This is a genomic window from Natronococcus roseus (assembly GCF_043677095.1).
Lineage (GTDB): Archaea > Halobacteriota > Halobacteria > Halobacteriales > Natrialbaceae > Natronococcus > Natronococcus roseus.
Genome location: NZ_JBHLJR010000005.1, coordinates 383,775 through 403,045 on the forward strand (window position 1 = coordinate 383,775; position 19,271 = coordinate 403,045).

The 19,271-nt window shown below is 66.0% G+C and carries 14 protein-coding genes and 1 tRNA gene; 8 read left to right on the top strand and 7 right to left on the bottom strand.

Going from position 1 to position 19,271, the window contains the following annotated elements; translation table 11 throughout:
- Positions 1 to 3: 3 nt before the first annotated feature.
- The 3 genes from ACFEMD_RS15960 to ACFEMD_RS15970 form a co-directional block, all read right to left on the bottom strand.
- The gene (locus ACFEMD_RS15960; protein WP_394742170.1) at positions 4 to 1,392 is read right to left on the bottom strand and encodes a YncE family protein; all 1,389 of its coding nucleotides are present in this window, start codon (positions 1,390 to 1,392) and stop codon (positions 4 to 6) included.
- 273 nt (positions 1,393 to 1,665) lie between these two features.
- Positions 1,666 to 2,103 (bottom strand): adenylyltransferase/cytidyltransferase family protein, encoded by a 438-nt coding sequence (locus ACFEMD_RS15965; protein WP_394742172.1) that lies wholly within the window; start codon positions 2,101 to 2,103, stop codon positions 1,666 to 1,668.
- A gap of 91 nt (positions 2,104 to 2,194) precedes the next feature.
- A complete protein-coding gene (locus tag ACFEMD_RS15970; RefSeq protein WP_394742174.1) occupies positions 2,195 to 2,689 on the bottom strand; it encodes a Mov34/MPN/PAD-1 family protein in 495 nt (164 codons plus the stop codon).
- Between the two features lie 105 nt (positions 2,690 to 2,794).
- On the opposite strand from ACFEMD_RS15970, the gene ACFEMD_RS15975 reads away from it, so the two are divergent.
- Together ACFEMD_RS15975 and ACFEMD_RS15980 are read left to right on the top strand one after the other, a co-directional pair.
- Positions 2,795 to 4,699 carry a DHH family phosphoesterase gene (locus ACFEMD_RS15975; protein WP_394742176.1) on the top strand — a complete coding sequence of 635 codons (1,905 nt, stop codon included), beginning with the start codon at positions 2,795 to 2,797 and terminating at the stop codon, positions 4,697 to 4,699.
- Between the two features lie 46 nt (positions 4,700 to 4,745).
- Positions 4,746 to 7,931: a PAS domain S-box protein gene (locus ACFEMD_RS15980; protein ID WP_394742178.1), complete on the top strand. Its 3,186-nt coding sequence runs from the start codon at positions 4,746 to 4,748 to the stop codon at positions 7,929 to 7,931.
- Positions 7,932 to 7,953: 22 nt separating this feature from the next.
- Here the strand turns inward: ACFEMD_RS15980 and ACFEMD_RS15985 are convergent, their stop codons facing one another.
- Complete coding sequence (locus ACFEMD_RS15985; RefSeq protein WP_394742181.1) at positions 7,954 to 8,277, bottom strand: hypothetical protein; 324 nt, start codon at positions 8,275 to 8,277, stop codon at positions 7,954 to 7,956.
- Between the two features lie 122 nt (positions 8,278 to 8,399).
- Between ACFEMD_RS15985 and ACFEMD_RS15990 the strand changes: the two genes are divergently transcribed.
- On the top strand, positions 8,400 to 9,344 hold the full coding sequence (locus ACFEMD_RS15990) for an HhH-GPD family protein (RefSeq protein ID WP_394742182.1): 945 nt from the start codon (positions 8,400 to 8,402) through the stop codon (positions 9,342 to 9,344).
- Here the strand turns inward: ACFEMD_RS15990 and ACFEMD_RS15995 are convergent.
- The gene (locus ACFEMD_RS15995; protein ID WP_394742184.1) at positions 9,341 to 9,907 is read right to left on the bottom strand and encodes a hypothetical protein; all 567 of its coding nucleotides are present in this window, start codon (positions 9,905 to 9,907) and stop codon (positions 9,341 to 9,343) included. The two genes, ACFEMD_RS15990 and ACFEMD_RS15995, sit on opposite strands and share 4 nt — an antisense overlap.
- 343 nt (positions 9,908 to 10,250) lie before the next feature.
- A tRNA-Val gene (locus ACFEMD_RS16000) sits at positions 10,251 to 10,325 on the bottom strand.
- A gap of 181 nt (positions 10,326 to 10,506) precedes the next feature.
- On the opposite strand from ACFEMD_RS16000, the gene trpD reads away from it, so the two are divergent.
- The 4 genes from trpD to trpG are packed head-to-tail and all read left to right on the top strand — an operon-like array spanning position 10,507 to position 14,556.
- A complete protein-coding gene (trpD, locus tag ACFEMD_RS16005) occupies positions 10,507 to 11,535 on the top strand; it encodes an anthranilate phosphoribosyltransferase (protein ID WP_394742185.1) in 1,029 nt (342 codons plus the stop codon).
- On the top strand, positions 11,532 to 12,191 hold the full coding sequence (locus tag ACFEMD_RS16010) for a phosphoribosylanthranilate isomerase (protein WP_394742187.1): 660 nt from the start codon (positions 11,532 to 11,534) through the stop codon (positions 12,189 to 12,191). The genes trpD and ACFEMD_RS16010 overlap by 4 nt, the downstream gene beginning before the upstream one ends.
- Positions 12,188 to 13,930, top strand: coding sequence for an anthranilate synthase component I (trpE, locus tag ACFEMD_RS16015; RefSeq protein ID WP_394742189.1), 1,743 nt, complete (start codon positions 12,188 to 12,190; stop codon positions 13,928 to 13,930). Before ACFEMD_RS16010 ends, trpE begins: the two co-directional genes overlap by 4 nt.
- Positions 13,927 to 14,556: an anthranilate synthase component II gene (trpG, locus tag ACFEMD_RS16020; RefSeq protein WP_394742191.1), complete on the top strand. Its 630-nt coding sequence runs from the start codon at positions 13,927 to 13,929 to the stop codon at positions 14,554 to 14,556. The genes trpE and trpG overlap by 4 nt, the downstream gene beginning before the upstream one ends.
- Positions 14,557 to 14,876: 320 nt before the next feature.
- On the opposite strand, the gene ACFEMD_RS16025 is transcribed toward trpG, so the two are convergent.
- The gene (locus ACFEMD_RS16025) at positions 14,877 to 15,044 is read right to left on the bottom strand and encodes a hypothetical protein (protein ID WP_394742193.1); all 168 of its coding nucleotides are present in this window, start codon (positions 15,042 to 15,044) and stop codon (positions 14,877 to 14,879) included.
- 1,038 nt (positions 15,045 to 16,082) lie between these two features.
- Between ACFEMD_RS16025 and ACFEMD_RS16030 the strand changes: the two genes are divergently transcribed.
- A complete protein-coding gene (locus tag ACFEMD_RS16030) occupies positions 16,083 to 19,205 on the top strand; it encodes an adenosylcobalamin-dependent ribonucleoside-diphosphate reductase (RefSeq protein WP_394742195.1) in 3,123 nt (1,040 codons plus the stop codon).
- Positions 19,206 to 19,271: the final 66 nt, after the last annotated feature.

Below are 19,271 nucleotides of genomic sequence, written 5' to 3' on the forward strand. Positions count from 1 at the left end.
CGATCAGAACGGCGGCGAGTTCGGAATCTCGCCGTCGCCGTCACCGAACACGCGAACGCCGAGCCCGTGGAAGTCCGGAATCGCGGGCGCGTCGTCCTCCTCGTCTCGTGCGGCCTGCAGCTCCTCCTCCTCGTAGTCGTCGATCGGATCCGGCTCGACAACGTCGACGATCTCGCGGCTCTCGATATCGAGCACCGAGAAACCTGGCGTGACGCCGGTCGCGGCGTGGGGGTCGCCCGACAGCGGGACGGGACCGCGCAGGGTGACGAACATGTACTCGCCGTCCGGCGAGGACCACATGATGTCGGGTGCGTCGCGATCCTCGGGATCGTCGGATTGGGCGGGCCCGAAGGCCTCGATCTCTTCGACGACCTCGTCGGTCTCCGGATCGACGATGACGCCGTCGTTGGTCTCGCGGTTCAGCACCCACAGCTCCTCGCCGTCGGGAGTGAACCAGAAGCCGTGGGCGTCGACGCCCTCCGTGCTCTCGCCGTCGACGATGATCTCGTCCTCCTCGACGTCGTAGACGTAGTACTTGCCGACGCCGTCCTCGCCCTCGTCGGGATCCGACGGCAGCCCGGCGGTGAGGTAGAACTTCCCGTCCTCGAAGTGGGGCATGGTTCCACAGTTAGCCGGTAGTTCGTCGCCGGAGTAGGCCCGTTCGACCTCGAAACTGTCGTGGTCGACGATGACGACGCCGGCGTCGTGGTAGCTCGGGCCGAGCGTGTGGAGCGATCGTCCCTGCCCATCGAACTGGTGACAGATCGGGTTCGCGGACTCGATGCCGGCCTCCTGGACCGTCTCGTCCTCGGCCAGTTCGAGGCGGTCGACCTCCTCGAAGGACTCGTTCTCGAGGTCGGCATCGACGCGAGCGACCGCCTCCTCGTCGATCACGTCGACGTGGATGTACTCGTCGTCGGGCGAGAAGATCGCCATGTGCGAACCGGGGCCGGTCTCGACGTTGCCGACGAGCTCGCAGCCCTCGGTTCGGAAGACGAGAACGCGCTGGCCGGCCGTACACGCGATGGCGGCGTACTCGTAGTCCGAGCTGAAGTCGATCATGTGCGGGACGACGCCCTCCTCCGGGACGCCCTCGAGCTCGTTCAGGTCGACAGTCGTCTTCAGATCGAACTCGGCGTCGCCCTCGCCGGGTTCGTAGATGTGGATGTTGTCGGTCCCCTGATCGAGTGCCCAGACCTCGTACTCGGCGTCAGCGTAGTCGGTCGCGTCGTCGGTGTCCTCGGCGTCGTCGCCGTCGTGATCGTCGGCGTCGTCACCGTTCGGGTCGTCGCTCTCGTCGCCGTCCGTCTCGCTGAGACAGCCCGCTACGGCGACGATTCCCGCAGTCGTGCTTCCCGCCAGAAACCGCCTGCGAGTGGAGTTCGTCTGCATACCGACATACTCCGTACTCCGCCCTCAAAAGTTTGCGGGTTTCAGGCCCTCTACCCCGAGAATTCCGAAACATGGGCCGTAGGAAGAGGCAAGATTTGTCTCACCCAAATGGGCCCGAACGCCGGAGACGCGAGCTACCGACCGTTTCGTCGACGCCGGTTGGCTCTGCGTCGGAAAGAAGGGGATTATATTGCCTCCACCTACGTTTTTCACCGTAGATATATTTTCCACATCGGCGGTTAGCTAACTATCGCTCCCTCCCCGCGAGCGGGCTCAGCCGCGGCGTTCAAGTATTCGATCGATAATCAGCCGCGTCGACAGGATCTCGTCGTCGGCCGCCGGCTCGCGCGCGCTCGCTCGACGAACCTCGCAGTCGACGCCGCGTCCCTCGAGCGCCGTTCGGATCGCGTCGGCGTCGTGGTGCTGGTCGTGGCCGAGTGCGATCACATCGGGATCAATCTCCTCGATCGGGACGAAGATGTCCTCCTCGTGGCCCAGGAGGGCCTCGTCGACGGCCTCGAGCGCGCCGACGACGTCCCGTCGCTGGCTCGCCGGACAGACGGGCGCCTCCTTGTGATCGACGTTGGCCTTCCGGGCGACGATCACGTACAGCTCGTCGCCCATGGCGGCGGCCTCCTCGAGGTAGTGGACGTGTCCCGGATGGAGGATGTCGAACGTTCCCTGCGCGATGACGGTTCGGCCGCGGCTCATGTCGATGATCGCGCCTCCGCCGTCGCCGTCACCGGTCGTCGATCGGAGTCCGACTCGTCGGTCGCCTCGAGCGAGCAAGTCGCGTTGGGAGTCATTGGAGGTCCTCGTCGATATCGGCCTGTGTGAAGTCGAAGAACTCGTCGCTTTCCGGAAGTTCAACGTCGATCACGTTCAGCGTCGTCGGTCGTCCCTGGGAGTCGAACGCTTTCCAGTCGCTTCGGCGGTAGGGAGCGCCGATGATGACGTGAACGCTCCCCCGGCCGAACGTCTCCAGGTCCGCGCCGCTGGGACGGAGCACGCCGTTAGGATGGGAGTGGACGCTCCCCAGCGCTTTCACGTCGTTGGGGATCTGGCTCGTCCGGACCGTCGCGCTGACGCTGTTCGATTCGGTTCCCGGCACGACGAGTACGTCCGTAATAATGAGCCCGCTTTGCTCGAGTCCGAGCTCGCGAGCCTCGGTACCCCGCAGAAAGCCCATATACTCGTCCGGGTGGGCCGCCTCGGAGGACTCGATGGCGAACTCGAGGGTCTCCTCGGCGATGCCGAGAACCTCGCTCGAGCGAAACAGCGCGTCGAACAGCCCCATACCCCTCCCTCCGGGCTTCCGGTTGCTAAACGTTCCGAAAGGCCACCCAGCGGGTCGGCAGGCTTAACAAGGGTTATACGCGCCCGTCCCAAACAACGGGCAACGATGACTGTTGAGCCCGCCGGAGACTCCGGCGCGGACGACGGGGATTCCGTCGTCTACGATCTCGCTGCCGACTGCACCGCAGACGACCTCGAACAGGACCGGCCGTATCTGGCCGAGATCAACGGTATCGTCGACTACGGCGTCTTCGTCGACCTCTCGGATTCGATCTCCGGACTCGTCCACGAGTCCGTCCTCGAGGGCACCTACGCCGTCGGCGACGAGCTCGTCGTCGAGCTCGAATCGATCCGCGAGAACGGCGACATAGCGTTCGAACCCGTCGACGTCGAGGAGTACACCCTCGAGTCGGTCTCCCGGGAGTACTCGCTGACCGGTACCGACCGCCTCGAGGCCAATGTCGGCGACCAGATCCACGTCGAGGGCGAGATCGTCCAGGTCAAACAGACCGGCGGCCCGACGATCTTCCACGTCGCCGACGAGCAGGGCGTCGTTCCCTGTGCCGCCTTCGAAGAAGCGGGCGTCCGCGCCTACCCCTCCATCGAGGTCGGCGACGTCGTCCGCGTCACGGGGATGCCCGAACACCGCGAGGGGTCGGTTCAGATCGAGGTCGACGGCCTCTCGAAGCTCGAGGGCGAGGACGCCGAGGAAGCCCGCGAGCGACTCGAGGCCGCCCTCGAGGAACGCGCCGAGCCCCACGACGTCGAGCCGCTGATCGACTGGCCCGCCTTCGAGAAGCTCCGTCCGAACCTACAGGAGGTCGCGACGCTGCTTCGCCAAACCGTTCTCGAGGGACGCCCCATCCGGGTGCGCCACCACGCCGACGGCGACGGGATGTGCGCCGCCGTCCCCGTCCAGATCGCCCTCGAGCGGTTTATCAGCGAGGTCCACGAGGACGAGGACGCCCCCCGACACCTCATCAAACGCCTGCCCGCGAAGGCGCCGTTCTACGAGATGGAAGACGCCACGCGCGATCTGAACTTCGCGCTCGAGGACCGCGAGAAACACGGCCAGCAGCTTCCGCTCCTGTTGATGCTCGACAACGGCTCGACGGCCGAGGACGTCCCGGCCTACGAGACGCTGGCCCACTACGACATCCCCATCGTCGCGCTCGACCACCACCACCCGGATCCCGACGCGGTCGGCGGACTGCTCGACGCCCACGTCAACCCCTACCTCCACGACGAGGACTACCGCATCACGACGGGGATGCTCTGTGTCGAACTCGCCCGGATGATCTACCCCGAGATGACCGACGAGCTCCGTCACATCCCCGCCGTCGCCGGTCTCTCCGATCGCTCGAAGGCCGACGCGATGGACGACTACCTCGCCCTTGCCGCCGAGGAGGGGTACGACGAGGAGCGGCTCAAGGACGTCAGCGAGGCCCTAGACTACGCCGCCTTCTGGCTTCGGTACAACTCCGGCGATCAGCTGATCCAGGACCTGCTCCAGGTTGACTCCGACGACGAGGAGCGCCACCGCGAGCTGGTGTCGTTCTTCGCCGACCGCGCCCGCGGGGAGGTCGACGAACAGCTCGAGGCCGCCATGCCCCACGTCGAACACGAGGAGCTGGACAACGGCGCCCACCTCTACGGGATCGACGTCGAGAACTACGCCCACCGCTTTACCTACCCCGCGCCGGGCAAGACCACCGGCGAGATCCACGACCGAAAGATCGAGGAGACCGGCGACCCCGTGATCACGGTCGGCTACGGTCCCGACTTCGCCGTCCTGCGCTCGGACGGCGTTCGCCTCGACATCCCGAACATGGTCTCGGAGCTCGAGGAGGAGATCCCCGGCGGTGGCGTCTCCGGCGGCGGCCACCTCGTCGTCGGCTCGATCAAGTTCGTCAAGGGCAAACGCGAGGAGGTCGTCGACGCCCTGATCGAGAAGATGGCCGAGGCCGACATCGACGAGGCGCTCTCGAGTGCGGCGCTGATCGACGACTGAGAACTGGCCATCCTCCTTATCCGTCCGAAGCAACGATGAGTTCGGAATGAGTTCGTCCCGAGACGACGCAGCGTTCACCGACCGCTCGAGCCCGCAGGCGATCGTCGCGGAGCTGTCCGAGCTGGCGCTCCGGATCGAGGGCGCCGAGGAGCTGCTGGACGCGGTCGTCGACGCCACCACGGGGGCCCTTGAGGCCGACGCCTGTCTGGTCTTCGAGCGGCTCCCCCGCGGCGACCGTGCGGTATGTCGCCGGAGCACGGGAACGAGCGACGGCGCCGCGTCGGCGACGGTCGCGATCGACCCCGAGGACTCGCCCGTCGGACGGGCGATCGCCCGCGGCGAGCCCGTCGCCGTCGACGAGCTGCGAGCGGGTCGCGAACCCGAGTGGCCAGATCGGCTGCTCGAGCGCGACGTCCGGAGCGGGCTCTGGGCGCCCGTCGGCACCGACGACCCCTGGGGCGTCCTCGAGGTTCGCGCCGCGGCACCGAACGCGTTCGATGCGGACGACGCCGCGACCCTGCGGACGATCGCGAACGTCCTCGCTGGCGCGCTCGAGTCCGCGTCCGACGACGCGGACGTCGAACTCGGCGGGGAGTGGACCCGCAAGGGGGAGTTTCTGGAACGGAGCCCCGTCGGGGTCACGGTCGTCGACGCCGACGGAACGCTGCAGTTCGCGAACGAGCGAGCGGAGGAGATTCTCGAACGGAGTCGTACAGAGATCGCCGACGTCGCCCACGACGACCCGCGCTGGGGGCTCGTCGACGCGAACGGGGAGCCGATCTCGACCGACGACTTCCCGTTCGACTGGGTCCTTGAGACCGGCGAACCGGTCACCGACGTGGAGCTCGGCGCGACCCGCCCGGACGGAACGCGAGTCTGGCTCTCGGTCGACGCTGCGCCGTTGCGAACAGACGGCATGGACCGTCCCGGCGTGGTCTTTGCGCTGACCGACGTCACCGACCGGAAACGAATCGAGACCGAGTTCGAGGAGATACTGGACCGGGTGACCGACGCCTTCTACGCGCTCGACGCCGAGTGGCGGTTCACGCACGTCAACGAGCGCGCGGCGGAGCTGATCGATGTCACGGGTCGAGGACTGGTCGGCGAGCGCGTCTGGGACGTCTTCGAGTGGGCCGCCGACTCGAAACTCCGCACGGAGTACGAACGCGCCATGGAGCGCCAGGAGGCGTCCTCGTTCGAACTCTACTACCCCGAACCGCTCGAGACTTGGTTCGAGATCCACGTCTACCCCTCGGAGACGGGGCTGTCAGTGTACTTCCGGGATATCTCGGAGCAGAAAGCACGGGAACGGCGCCTGCGCGAGGAGCGTGATCTCACTGACCGGATCATCGAGACGAATCCGACCGGAATCGTCACGCTCGGCCCCGACGGCTCGTTCGAGCGGATGAACCGACGAGCCGAGGGGATCACGGGGTACGCGGCCGACGAGCTCGAGGACCTCGCCGGCGGAACGGCCGGCCTCGATCCCGTGAAACCTGACGGAGAGCCGTTTTCACCCGACGAGATTCCGACCCGACGGGTCTTTTCCGACGGCGAGACGATCCACGACCTCGAGATCGGGCTCGAGCGTGCCGACGGACGACGGATCTGGCTCTCGGTGAGCGGGACGCCACTGCGTGAGGACGGCGAGATATCGGGGGCAGTGTTTTCGTTCGTCGACATCACCGAGCGAAAGCGGATCGAAACCGACCTCCGGGAGAGCGAGGCGAAGTTCCGCCAGGTCACGGAGAACGTGGCGGAGGTGGTCTGGCTGAGCAGCCCCGAGAAAGCGGAGATGTTCTACGTGAATCCGGCCTACGAGGAGGTCTGGGGTCGGGACCGCGACTCGCTGTACGAGGACCCGTCGTCGTTCGTCGACGCGATCCACCCCGAGGACAGGGACCGCGTCCGCGAGGCGTTGTCCGAACAGCGCGAGGGAACGTACGACGAGGAGTACCGCGTCGTTCGACCGGACGGCGAGGTCCGCTGGGTTCGGGATCGCGCCGTGCCGATCCGCGACGAGAACGGCACCGTCGATCGGATCGTCGGGATCGCGAGCGACGTCACCGACCAGCGCAGGGTCGAACAGGAGCTCCGCGATCGGGAGCGGGAGCTCTCCAGGCTGATGAGTAACGTCCCGGGGATGGTCTACCGCTGTCGGAACGAGCGCGGCTGGCCGATGGAGTTCGTCAGCGAGGGCTGCGAGGAACTGACCGGCTACAGCTCGACGACGCTCGAGCGGGGGGACGTACAGTGGGGCACCGACGTCGTCAGCTCGACGGATCGCGGGGAGCTCTGGGAGCGGATCCAGGCGAACGTCTCCGATCGGAAGCCGTTCTCGATGACCTACCGAATCGAGACCGCGAGCGGAGCGAAACGGTGGGTCAAGGAAACGGGGCGAGCGGTCGTCGAGGACGGCGTCGTCGAGACCCTCGAGGGCGTTATCATCGACGTCACCGAGCGCAAGCGCTACCAGCAGCGCCTCGAGGAGACGAACGCGCAACTCGCGCGGACGAACGAGCGCCTCGAGCGATCCAACCACCGCCTCGAGAAGTCGAACGAGCGCTTAGAGCAGTTCGCCTACGCGGCGTCTCACGACCTCCAGGAGCCGTTACGGATGGTCTCGAGCTACCTTCGACTGATCGAAGACCGTTACGCCACGGCGTTCGACGAGGACGGACGGGAGTTCCTCGCGTTTGCCGTCGACGGCGCCGACCGAATGCGCGAGATGATCGACGGGCTACTCGCGTACTCCCGGGTCGAAAACCAGGGCCAGCCCCTCGAGCCCGTCGACCTGGAGGACGTCCTCGAGGACGTACGCGACGACCTCCGGCTCCGGCTCGAGGAAAGCGACGCGGTGCTTTCGGTCGGCTCCTTGCCCCGCGTCGAGGGTGACGCCAGCCAGCTCCGACAGCTGTTCCAGAATCTGCTCGAGAACGCGATCGAGTACAGCGGCGAGACGCCCCCGAAGATCGAGGTCGAGGCCGAACGGAACGGCGAGACGTGGATCGTCTCGGTCAGCGACGAGGGAATCGGGATCCCCGACGGCGAATCCGATCGGGTCTTCGAAGTGTTCGAACGGCTCCACCCCGTCGACGACCACGCTGGACCCGGGATCGGACTCGCGCTCTGTCAGCGGATCGTCGAGCGCCACGGCGGGGAGATCCGGGTCGACTCCGAGCCCGGCGAGGGGTCGACGTTCTCCGTTAGGCTTCCGGCCCCGAAGAACTGAGGCCGCCGCTCGCGCTCGTCGGTTAGAACTGGTAGCGTCGCTCGTCGTCCATGCTCGGGTACTGGTCGGCGCCGGTCATCTCGTCGTAGGTCATCCCGGAGAGGTACTCGTCGTAGGTGACGTCGTAGCCCGAGCGCAGCTGGAAGTCGAGTTTCCCGCTCTCGACGGTCGTCTGGAACAGCATGTGGATCGCCCGGCGGACGAGTTCGTCGGTCGCCTCGGGCTCGAGAGCCGACTCGAGCAGGGCGAGTTCGTTTCTCGTTTCGCGATCGAGCGTGACCGTCAGCTCGTCGCCGACGTCGGCGTAGGACTCCTGTACGTCGTCGTTGAGATCGTCGAGACTCATACGGGAGCGGACTCATTCGGAGCGGATAGACCTTTCGTGCTCGTCCGACGAGGCTCCTCGAGCGCGTTCGAATCGCAGGCCGATTCAGTAGACGTAAGCCGGGGGAGTCGCTAGAACGGCCGATGAGTGATGCCGACGCCGACGTCGACTCCGGGGCCGACGAGCCGTCGGTACCCGACGATCTCGAGCCAGTCCGCGAGTCGCTGATCGCGTGGTACGAGGCCGACCACCGGTCGTACCCCTGGCGGGAGACCGACGACGCCTACGAGATCCTCGTCAGCGAGGTGATGAGCCAGCAGACCCAGCTCGACCGGGTCGTCGACGCCTGGGAGGACTTCCTCGAGCGCTGGCCGACGACCGCCGAGCTGGCGGCCGCGGATCGGGCCGACGTCGTCGGCTTCTGGACCGACCACAGCCTCGGCTACAACAACCGCGCGAAGTACCTCCACGAAGCCGCCGGGCAGGTCGAGGCGGAGTACGGCGGCGAGTTTCCGGAGACGCCAGCCGAGCTCCAGGAGCTGATGGGGGTCGGTCCCTACACCGCGAACGCCGTCGCGAGCTTTGCGTTCAACAGCGGGAACGCGGTCGTCGACACCAACGTCAAACGCGTCCTCTATCGGGCCTTCGACGTCCCCGACGACGATTCGGCCTTCGAGGAGCGGGCGAACGAACTCATGCCCGCGGGACGCTCGAGGGTCTGGAACAACGCCGTTATGGAACTCGGCGGGGTCGCCTGCCGGCAGACGCCCCGTTGTGACGAGGTCGGCTGTCCCTGGCGGGAGTGGTGTTCGGCCTACGAGACCGGGGATTTCACGGCACCCGACGTGCCGACCCAGCCCAGCTTCGAGGGGAGCCGTCGGCAGTTCCGCGGACGGGTCATCGGAACGCTGCGGGAGTACGACGAACTCGGGCTCGACGCGCTCGGCCACCGGATCCGGGTCGACTACGCTCCCAACGGAGAGTACGGCCGGGAGTGGCTCGAGGGGCTCCTGTCGGATCTCGCGGATGACGGGTTAGTCGAGGTCGAAAAACGGGACGGGGAAACGATCGCACGCCTCGAGCGCTAGGCGTCGGACGCGTCGTCGAACGGCGTTTCGACGTCCTCGGCGGACGATTCGGTGTCGACGAACACCGAGAACAGCGCCCCGAGCAGGGAACCGTACAGCAGGTGGCCGACGAGAGTCTCGACGGCGATCGCGGGGAAGACGGGGTCGGCGCCCCCGATCGAGATCAGGACGGTACCCGCAATGACCGGGAGCAGCGCCCACACCGCCAGTCCGTAGACGAAGCCGGCGAGGACGAACCGCACCGTCAGGCCGGTCTCCTCGAGGACGTCGAACTGGGTGTCCGCGGTGATCGTACCGAGGATCAGTTCGCGCGAGATCAGGAACCCGAACACGAGCCCGAGGACGAGTCCGTGGAACAGGTGGAACACCCAGCCGAGCGTCGCACCGTCGGGATCGAAGCCGTAGATCCCGGGGATAGTGTCGGTGACGATCGCCGGATCGACGACCCACAGCAGGACGCCGAAGAGCAACGACCCGACTACACCTCCGATCGCGCCGCCGAGCAGCCAGTTCGTGCTGCCGCCGAGGCCGTAGTCCGTGGGACTTGCGGATTTAGTGCTCATACCGTTCCGTTCTAGTCCGATGCCGTGGAAAAGTGTTGGCCATGAAACACAATATCGGCGGGAGCGACCGTGAGCGGACGGGTTTGGGGACGGTTCTCGATCGAAGGGAAGGGACTCGAGTGGTGATGGCTCGAACGACGGGCGCTCGAGTCTCGGTGAGAGAGGGTCGTGCGGTAGTAGATCGCTTCACGCGTCGCTTGTCAGTCTACCAACGAGGAGCTGGGGCAGATTTGAACCACGGTCGTTCCGCTCACTTCGTTCGCTTCACTCCCTGGTTCAAACTGCCTACCAATTTCTGGCGAACGCACTCCTCACTGCGTTCGTCGTGTTAGTTCGTCAGAAATGGGTTGGGGCAGATTTGAACTGCCGGCCTCCTCCATGTCAAGGAGGTGTCATAACCAGACTAGACCACCAACCCGCCTGGTTTCGCGTCCGTGGCGTCGGGCGCCACCTCGCCTGCACTCGTTCGTTGCCCGCCACCGTAATTGAAGGTTTCGAATCGTCCGCTGTGCGTAACTCGGCCCCACGGTCCGGCGACACGCTTAAGTTAGTGTACTTATTTGGTCATTGTAAGACAACTACGTACATTGGTGTTCACTATGCAGGAGTTCATCGAACGGGTGGCCGACGGGGAGGATCTCACACAGAAGGAGGCTCGAGCGGCCTCGACGGCCGTTTTCGAGGGGGCGACCGACGCCCAGATCGGCGCGCTGCTGGCGGCGCTGCGGGCGAAAGGCGAGACCGAGGCCGAGATCGCGGGTTTCGCCCAGGGGATGCGCGAGGCCGCGCTGACGATCGATCCTGCCCGGACGCCGCTGGTCGACACCTGCGGCACGGGCGGGGACGACTACGACACAATCAACGTCTCGACGACGAGCGCGATCGTCGCCGCCGGCGCCGGCGTTCCAGTCGCCAAACACGGCAACTACTCCGTCTCGTCGTCGTCTGGGAGCGCGGACGTGCTCGAGGAGGTCGGCGTCGAGATCGAGGCCGAACCGCCGGCCGTCGAGGACGCCATCGAGCGCGACGGGATCGGCTTCATGCTCGCGCCCGTCTTCCACCCGGCGATGAAGGCCGTCATCGGTCCGCGCAAGGAACTCGGCATGCGGACGCTGTTTAACGTCCTCGGGCCGCTGACCAACCCTGCGGGCGCCGACGCGCAGGTCGTCGGCGTCTACGATCCCGACCTCGTCCCGGTGCTCGCCGACGCCCTCTCGCGCATGGACGTCGAGCGCGCGCTAGTCGTCCACGGCGCGGGCACCGACGAGATCGCGATCCACGACCGAACGAAGGTCGCGGAGGTCGAGGGAACCGACGTCGAGGAGTACGTCCTCGAGCCGGCCGACCTCGGACTCGAGGAACGCGCCATCGAGGAGATCGCGGGCGGCTCGCCGACCGAGAACGCGGCCGACATGCGCGGCATCGTCGAGGGCGACGTGGGCGGTGCGAAGCGGGACGTGATCCTCGCGAACGCCGGCGCGGCCGTCTACGTCACGGGCGAGGTCGACTCGCTGGCCGCGGGTGTCGACGCGGCCCGCGCGGCTATCGACGCTGGAGACGCCGCGGCCAAGCTCGAGGACCTCTGTGCGCAGAACCGAACCCGGACGCCGACCCAGGAGGGACGATGACGCGGGTGAAGGCCTGTGGCACCACCTGCGAGGGCGACCTCGAGGCGGCCGTCGAGGCGGGCGCCGACGCCGTCGGGCTCATCTCCGAGGTCCCCGTCGACACCCACCGCGAGATCGAGCCCGAGCGCGCGCGTTCCCTCGCCGCGGCCGCGCCGCCGTTCGTGACGACCGTGCTCGTGACGATGCCCGAGACGCCCGAGGCGGCGATCGAGCTGGTCGAGCGCGTCGGCGCCGACGCCGTCCAGCTTCACGGGACGCTCGAGCCCGACGAGGTGGCCTCGGTCCGCGAGGCTGTCGACGCGACGGTGCTCGTCGTCCTCGAGGCCGGAGAGAGCGACGCGGCGACCGCAGAGGCGTACGACGCGGTCGCCGACGGGCTGCTCGTCGACACCCCCGCGGCCGAGGGCGGCGGTGGCACCGGCGAGACTCACGACTGGGAACTGACCCGCGAACTCGCGGCGGACCTCGACTCCCCGCTCGTGCTCGCCGGCGGGCTGACCCCCGAGAACGTCGCCGAGGCGGTTCGGGCGGTCGACCCGTTCGCCGTCGACGTCGCGAGCGGGATCGAGAACGCCGAGGGGCGAACGGATCCCGAGGCGATTCGGACATTCGTCGAACGAGCGAAGACTGCGACCGCGCCGATCCTCCGATCATGAGCGACGACGAACGAGCGACAACTGGATCGGTCGCACTCGACATCGACCGCGAGGCGTTCCGGGAGCACGTCGAGGCCGGCGAGTCCCGTCCCGTCGTCGTCCGGGCCGTCGCCGAACTCGAGGTCGAGACGTCGCCGCTCGCCGCGTACGCGGCCCTGACCGGCCGTTCGGCGGGAAGCGACCGCGAGCGCTCGCCGTACGCCTTCCTGCTCGAGAGCGCCGAAAAGACCGCCTCGAGCGATCCCGACGGCGCCTTCCGACCCAACGCCACCCGAGCGGATCGCCACGCCCGGTACTCCTACGTCGGCTACGATCCCGAGGCCGTCGTCACCGTCGGGCCCGAGGGGGCGTCGGTCGAGGCCCTCTCGGCGAACCCGCCGCTCGAGTCCCTCGAGAGCGATCCCGACGGGGATACGGTCGACACCCTCCGGGCCGCCCTGCCGGACGTCCGACTCGAGAACTTCCCGGAGCACGACCGCCAGCACCTGGAGGGCGGGCTGGTCGGCTTTCTCGCCTACGACGCCGTCTACGACCTCTGGCTCGAGGAGGTCGGCTGCGAGCGCCCCGACTCGCGCTTTCCGGACGCGCAGTTCGTCCTGACGACGAAGACGCTCGCGTTCGACGAGCGCGACGGAACGGTCTCGCTCGTGTTCACGCCCGTTCTCGAGGACGGCGACGATCCCGACGCGGTCTACGACGAACTGCTCGCGGAGGCTGCCGACGTCGCCGGGACCCTCGGCGAGGCCCCGGAGCCGGACGCGGGTGGGTTCGTTCGCGAGGACGAGCGGGCGGGCTCGCGCGAGGCGTACGAGGAGAGCGTCCGCCGCGCGAAGGAGCACGTCCTTGACGGCGACATCTACCAGGGCGTCATTTCACGGACCCGGGAGCTGTACGGCGAGGTCGACCCGATCGGCTTCTACGAGGCGATGCGGGAGATCAACCCCTCGCCGTACATGTACCTGCTCGAGCACGACGACCTGACCGTCGTCGGCGCGAGCCCGGAGACGCTGGTCTCGGTGCGCGGGCGCGAGATCATGTCGAACCCGATCGCGGGCACCTGCGACCGCGGGTCGGGCCCCGTCGAGGACCGCCGACTAGCCGGCGAGATGCTGGCCGACGAGAAGGAACGCGCCGAGCACACGATGCTGGTCGATCTGGCGCGCAACGACGTGCGCCGGGTCGCCGAGCCCGGATCGGTGCGGGTCGACGAGTTCATGAACGTCCTGAAGTACAGCCACGTTCAGCACATCGAGTCGACGGTGACGGGCCAGCTAGCGGAGGACGCGGACGTTGCCGAACCACGTTCGACAGCCCGGGCGACCGCGTCCCCCGACGCGTTCGACGCGACCCGTGCCGCCTTCCCCGCGGGCACCCTCTCGGGCGCGCCGAAGATCCGCGCGATGGAGATCATCGACGACCTCGAGGCCGAACCCCGCGGGCTGTACGGCGGCGGAGTTGGCTACTACTCCTGGACGGGCGACGCCGACTTCGCGATCGTCATTCGGACCGCCACCGTCGAGAAGAGCGCGGCGCCACGCGCCGCGGATAAGCGAGCGGGGAACCCGCGAGCCGACGGCGACCGCGATCGAATCACCGTCCAGGCCGGCGCCGGGCTGGTCGCCGACAGCGACCCGACCGCCGAGTACGAGGAGACCGAGAAGAAGATGGGCGGCGTGCTGGCCGCCCTCGAGAAGATCGAGGACGAACGGACCGAGGCCACCCCAGAGGTGGGGCAATGAGCGCGACCGGGACTGCGGATGAACGCGAGTCGGAGGGAGAGCCCGTCCGGGTCCTCGTGATCGACAACTACGACTCGTTTACGTACAACCTCGTCGAGTACGTCAGCCAGCAGCCCGGCACCGAGACCGAGGTGCGCAAGAATACGGCCTCGCTCGAGGACGTCCGGGCCGTCGACCCCGACGGAATCATCGTCAGCCCCGGCCCGGGTCACCCGAAGAACGACCGCGACGTCGGCGTCTCGACGGCCGTCCTCCGGGAGGTCAGCCCCGAGGTACCGACGCTCGGAGTGTGTCTCGGCCTCGAGGCGGCCGTCTACGCCTACGGGGGCTCGGTCGGCCGCGCGCCCGACCCGGTCCACGGCAAGGCCTGGGCGGTCGATCACGACGGCGAGGGCGTCTACGCCGGCCTCGAGCAGGGGTTCCGGGCCGGCCGCTACCACTCGCTGGTCGCAACGGAGGTACCCGACTGCCTCGAGGTGACGGCGACGGCCGACCACGACGGTACCGAGCTGGTCATGGGCGTGCGCCACCGCGAGCACCCGATCGAGTGCGTGCAGTTCCACCCCGAGAGCGTGCTCACGGCCGTCGGTCACGACGTGATCGAGAACTTCCTCGAGGGGCTGTGACGAGATCGGTTCGGCTATACTCGACGCGACGGTCTGTTACTCCCGACCGAGCGACCTGCGTTGCGGTGGCGCGCGCTGGCGGACGGCGAGCAGAGCGAGGCGCGAATAGCATGAGCGCCTCGGAAAGCGAACGGTGACTGCAGGGAACCGTGAGCAATCTGCGAGCCGTTCGCCGAAGCCGTCGCGAGGGATGAACGAGGGAGCAACGCGACCGAGTGAATCGGGTGGGGAGGGCGTGGCAATTCCGTGTTGCCAGCCTGAGCAGAACCGTCGAATCCGTAGCTACCGCTTTCTGGTACCGTCGCGTAACTACCGGTACCTTATCCGATAACGCCGACGGTGTAGAGCCCCGCGAGGGCGACGCCGGCGACGAGGCCGACGCGGACGGCGAGTTTGATCGCGACTCGAACAGCGAGGATCGTAACCAGGACGAGGGCGAGGGCGGCCAGGGCGAGCAAGCCCGTGCTGGACGTCAGTGGATCGAGCATACGTTCCACCCCGCACGGCAACTATGTAGTCTTTCTGGATATATTGAATGAGTACCAGACAATACAGTTCTTGTATTTGATTAGTGTTCGGCAGCGTAGAACAGCAGGTTCAATTAAGATAAATACCGTGTGAAAATCCTTCTTAGCCTACTCTGAAAATGATGAGACCGCTGGCGAGGTGATTAATAATAGATACTCAAGAACCGTTTCGCTTGTCAGCCACCTGTATTACAGGTGCGTATACAATCTAGGCTTCACTACTTCAACACAGGTGGAAGTAGAACAGTATGTTTATGAGGAAAGCATGAATACCGAACTTTCGCCACAAATGACTGACCGTGAATATAGCAAGCGTGTCAGGAAGAAGGCGGAGGTGAATAATAATCGTAAGGGAAGTACCACAGATCTTCGCGTGGGGCGGTGTCGCGGACCTCGTCTACTTTGGTGAGTGGGTCGGGATCCTTCTTATCCCCCTCGCAGTGATTCTATGGTTAGCCGCACTGGTACTCGAACATCGTTCCTGACTGCGATCACAGTCGGAGCGACATTCTGATATTTTGCCACACACTACAATGAGTGGTGGCGTGATTTAGGGTACACAAACCCAGTGTATTAAAGTTTGCAAAATATTGGAAGTGGCTTTTTCACCGCTATCAAGGACCAATAATATCGATCCTGAGAACAAGAGGGCCAAGTGGCAGCTACGGAATCCCGGTCAACTTCCGTTTTGCCATTGTGATTCACGGTAGTATCACGGATGTCATCTAAATTACTAGAGGCGTCCGCCAACTGTTAAGACCGTCCACCTCGTATCCACTAACGACAATAATATCGCCCCAGTTGGAGCGAAAGAAGCCCTATCCCATAGTAACATCTAAACAACCACACTTGTACTACCTCAACATAGGTAGAGGTAGAACAGTATGTTTATGAGGAAAGCATGAATATCGAACCTTCGTTAGAAATGACCCACGCCAGGACCCGAACCCGCGACGGAATCTGCACGCGTCGGCGGGCTACCCTCGAGGTGACCCGCGCATGAGCGAATCCGACCTCTCCGCGGAGGAGCTCACCCTCCCGATCAAGCGCACCGAGGGGGATACCCTCGAGGAGCGCCTGACCGCCAACGCCTACGACAACATTCTCCCCGCCCGATACCTCCGCAAGGACGCCGACGGCGAACTCGTCGAGAGCCAGGAGGACCTGTTCGACCGCGTCGGCAAGAACATCGCGCTCGCGGAGGCCGTCTTCGAGGCCGAAAAACGCGACCTCGAGATTACGGTTACGCCCGACCAGCTCAAGCCCGACCACCCGCGGCGGGACGAACTCGCCGCTGAGGTCTTCGGGGCGGGCACCACGGCGGACGACGAGGCCGAAGCCGCGCTCTCTATCTACAACGTTAACAAGTTCGCCTACGACACCGTCGTTCCCGAACTGCCCGAGGAGGTCCGTGCACACGTCGAGGACGTCGCCGAGGAGTTCCAGGAGATGATGGCGAACCTCGACTTCATGCCGAACTCGCCGACCCTGATGAACGCGGGCGACGAGCTCCAGCAGCTCTCGGCGTGTTTCGTCGACTCCCCCGAGGACGACATTGACGACATCCACCAGACCGCTAAAGAGGCCGCTCAGGTGTTTCAGAGTGGCGGCGGCATGGGGTATGCCTTCTGGCGGCTTCGCCCCTACGGCGACGCGGTCGGAAGTACCGGCGGCATCGCCAGCGGCCCGATCACGTTCATGCGCACCTACGACCAGATGTGCGAGACGATCGCCCAGGGCGGCGCCCGACGGGGCGCCCAGATGGGCGTCATGCGCGTCTCCCACCCGGACGTCATCCAGTTCATCCACGCCAAGAACAAGGACGTCTCCCTGGCCGAGACGCTGCGGTTGAACGACCCCGACGACTACACCCACACCTCCTTCCAGGCGGCCCTCGAGGAGGCCCGCGAACTGATCGACGACGAGGGTCGCGTTCCCAAACACCTTCGCAACGCCGTCGAGGGCCACCTCTCGAACTTCAATATCTCGGTCGGCGTCACGGACGACTTCATGGAGGCCCTGCAGAACGGCGAGGAGTTCACGTTCACCAACCCCCGTACTGAGGAGCCCCACGTCGCGACCGCGGAGACGAAGGAGCTCTACGAGATGTTCGGCCTCGGCGAGTACGTCGAGGTCGGCGAGGAGCTGTCGATTCCCGCCGAGGAGCTGTGGGACGACATCGTCGAGGGCGCCCACGAGAACGGCGAGCCCGGCGTGATCTACCTCGAGCGAGTGAACAAACAGCACTCCTTCGACGTCGAGAAACACCCCGACCACCGCATCCTCGCGACGAACCCCTGTGGCGAACAGCCACTCGAGGAGTACGAGGCCTGTAACCTCGGGCACATCAACCTCTCGACGCTCGCGGATCTCGAGGCGCCGGACTGGCGCGTCTGGTACGACGAACACGGCGACGAGTACGACGACCTCGAGGCGGCCGTCGAGGCCTTCCTCGAGGAAGCCGTCGACTTCGAGGAGTTCGACCGTCGCATCGAGATGGGGACGCGCTTCCTCGAGAACGTCGTCACGATGAGCGACTTCCCGGTCGAGAAGATCGAACAGAAGGTCCGGGAGATGCGCAAGATCGGCCTGGGCATCATGGGCCTCGCCCAGCTGTACATCCAGCTGGGCATGGAGTACGGCAGCGAGACCTCGAACGAGGTCGCCCGCCAGCTGATGACCCACATCAACCACACCTCGAAGTGGACCTCCCACGAACTCGCCGAGCAGCGAGGCAGCTTCGAGGAGTGGGACGAGTCCAAGTACGCGAACCCGACGGAGTACCGCGAGTGGTTCGAACACCAGACCGGCGAGGACGCCGACGACTGGGCCGACGGGTTCCCGATCCGCAACCACAACACGACGACCATCGCGCCGACGGGCACCACGAGCATGGTCGGCAACACCACCGGCGGCTGCGAGCCGATCTACAACGTCGCCTACTACAAGAACGTCTCCGACGACGTTCAGGGCGACGAGATGCTCGTCGAGTTCGACGACTACTTCCTCCGGGTGCTGGAGGACAACGGTATCGACGTCGACGCGGTCAAGGAGGAGGCCCAGGAGCAGATGGCGACCAACCAGTTCAACGGCGTCGAGGGGCTCTCGACGGTGCCCGACGCGATCGGCGAACTGTTCGTCACGACCGGCGATCTCTCCGCGAAGGCACACGCGGGCGTGCAGGTCGCCTGTCAGGCCGGCGTCGACTCCGCGATCTCGAAGACGGTCAACGCGCCCAGCGACTCCACGCTCGAGGACGCCAAGGACGTCTTCGAGTACATCTACGAGCACGGCGGCAAGGGCGTCACCTACTACCGCGACGGCACTCGTAGCAAGCAGGTACTGACCACGCGCGCGGACAATGCCGACTTCGCCGACGAGACCGAGGCAGCCGAGGCGCTCGTCGAGCAGATCGACGAGATCTTCGGCGGCCTCGAGGCGTTCCTCGAGAGCGAGAACGTCCAGGAGATCCTCGAGGACGACGTCGGTTCGCTGGTCGACGAGGCGGACGACCGCGAGCCCGTCCAGGTCGACTTCACCGAGAAGCGCGAGCGACCCGACGCCCTCCACGGCGTCAGCCAGCGCATCGACACCGGTTACGGGAAGGTCTACGTCACCATCAACGAGGACCCCGAGACGGGCCAGCCGTTCGAGCTGTTCGCGAACATCGGCCACTCCGGCGGCTTTACGAACTCCTTTACCGAGGCGCTGGCGAAGGTCATCTCGACCTCGCTTCGCTCGGGCGTCGACCCCGAAGAGATCGTCGACGAACTCTGTGGCACCCGAAGCCCCAAAGTGGCCTGGGACAAGGGCGAGCAGATCCAGTCGATCCCTGACGCCATCGGCACCGCGATGCGCCGCTACCTCGAGGAGGAAATCGACAAACCGTACCCGACCCAGCAGACCTTAGAGGACGCGGCCGACGCGGATGCGGACGTCGTCGACGGACCGAAGACCGACGGCGGCGCGGCCGCCGCCGGCGCGTCGGCCGACGACGATGATGCGATCCAGGATCTCATCGACGCCGGCGAGTCCCCCGAGTGTCCCGAGTGTGGCTCGCTGTCGCTGTACTACTCCGAAGGCTGCAAGACCTGCGAGTCCTGTGGCTGGAGCGAGTGCTGACGGGCGGTAGCTGAGCGCGGTCGCCGTTTCGACTTCTCGCAAGCCCGAGCGAACGACCTTGTACCC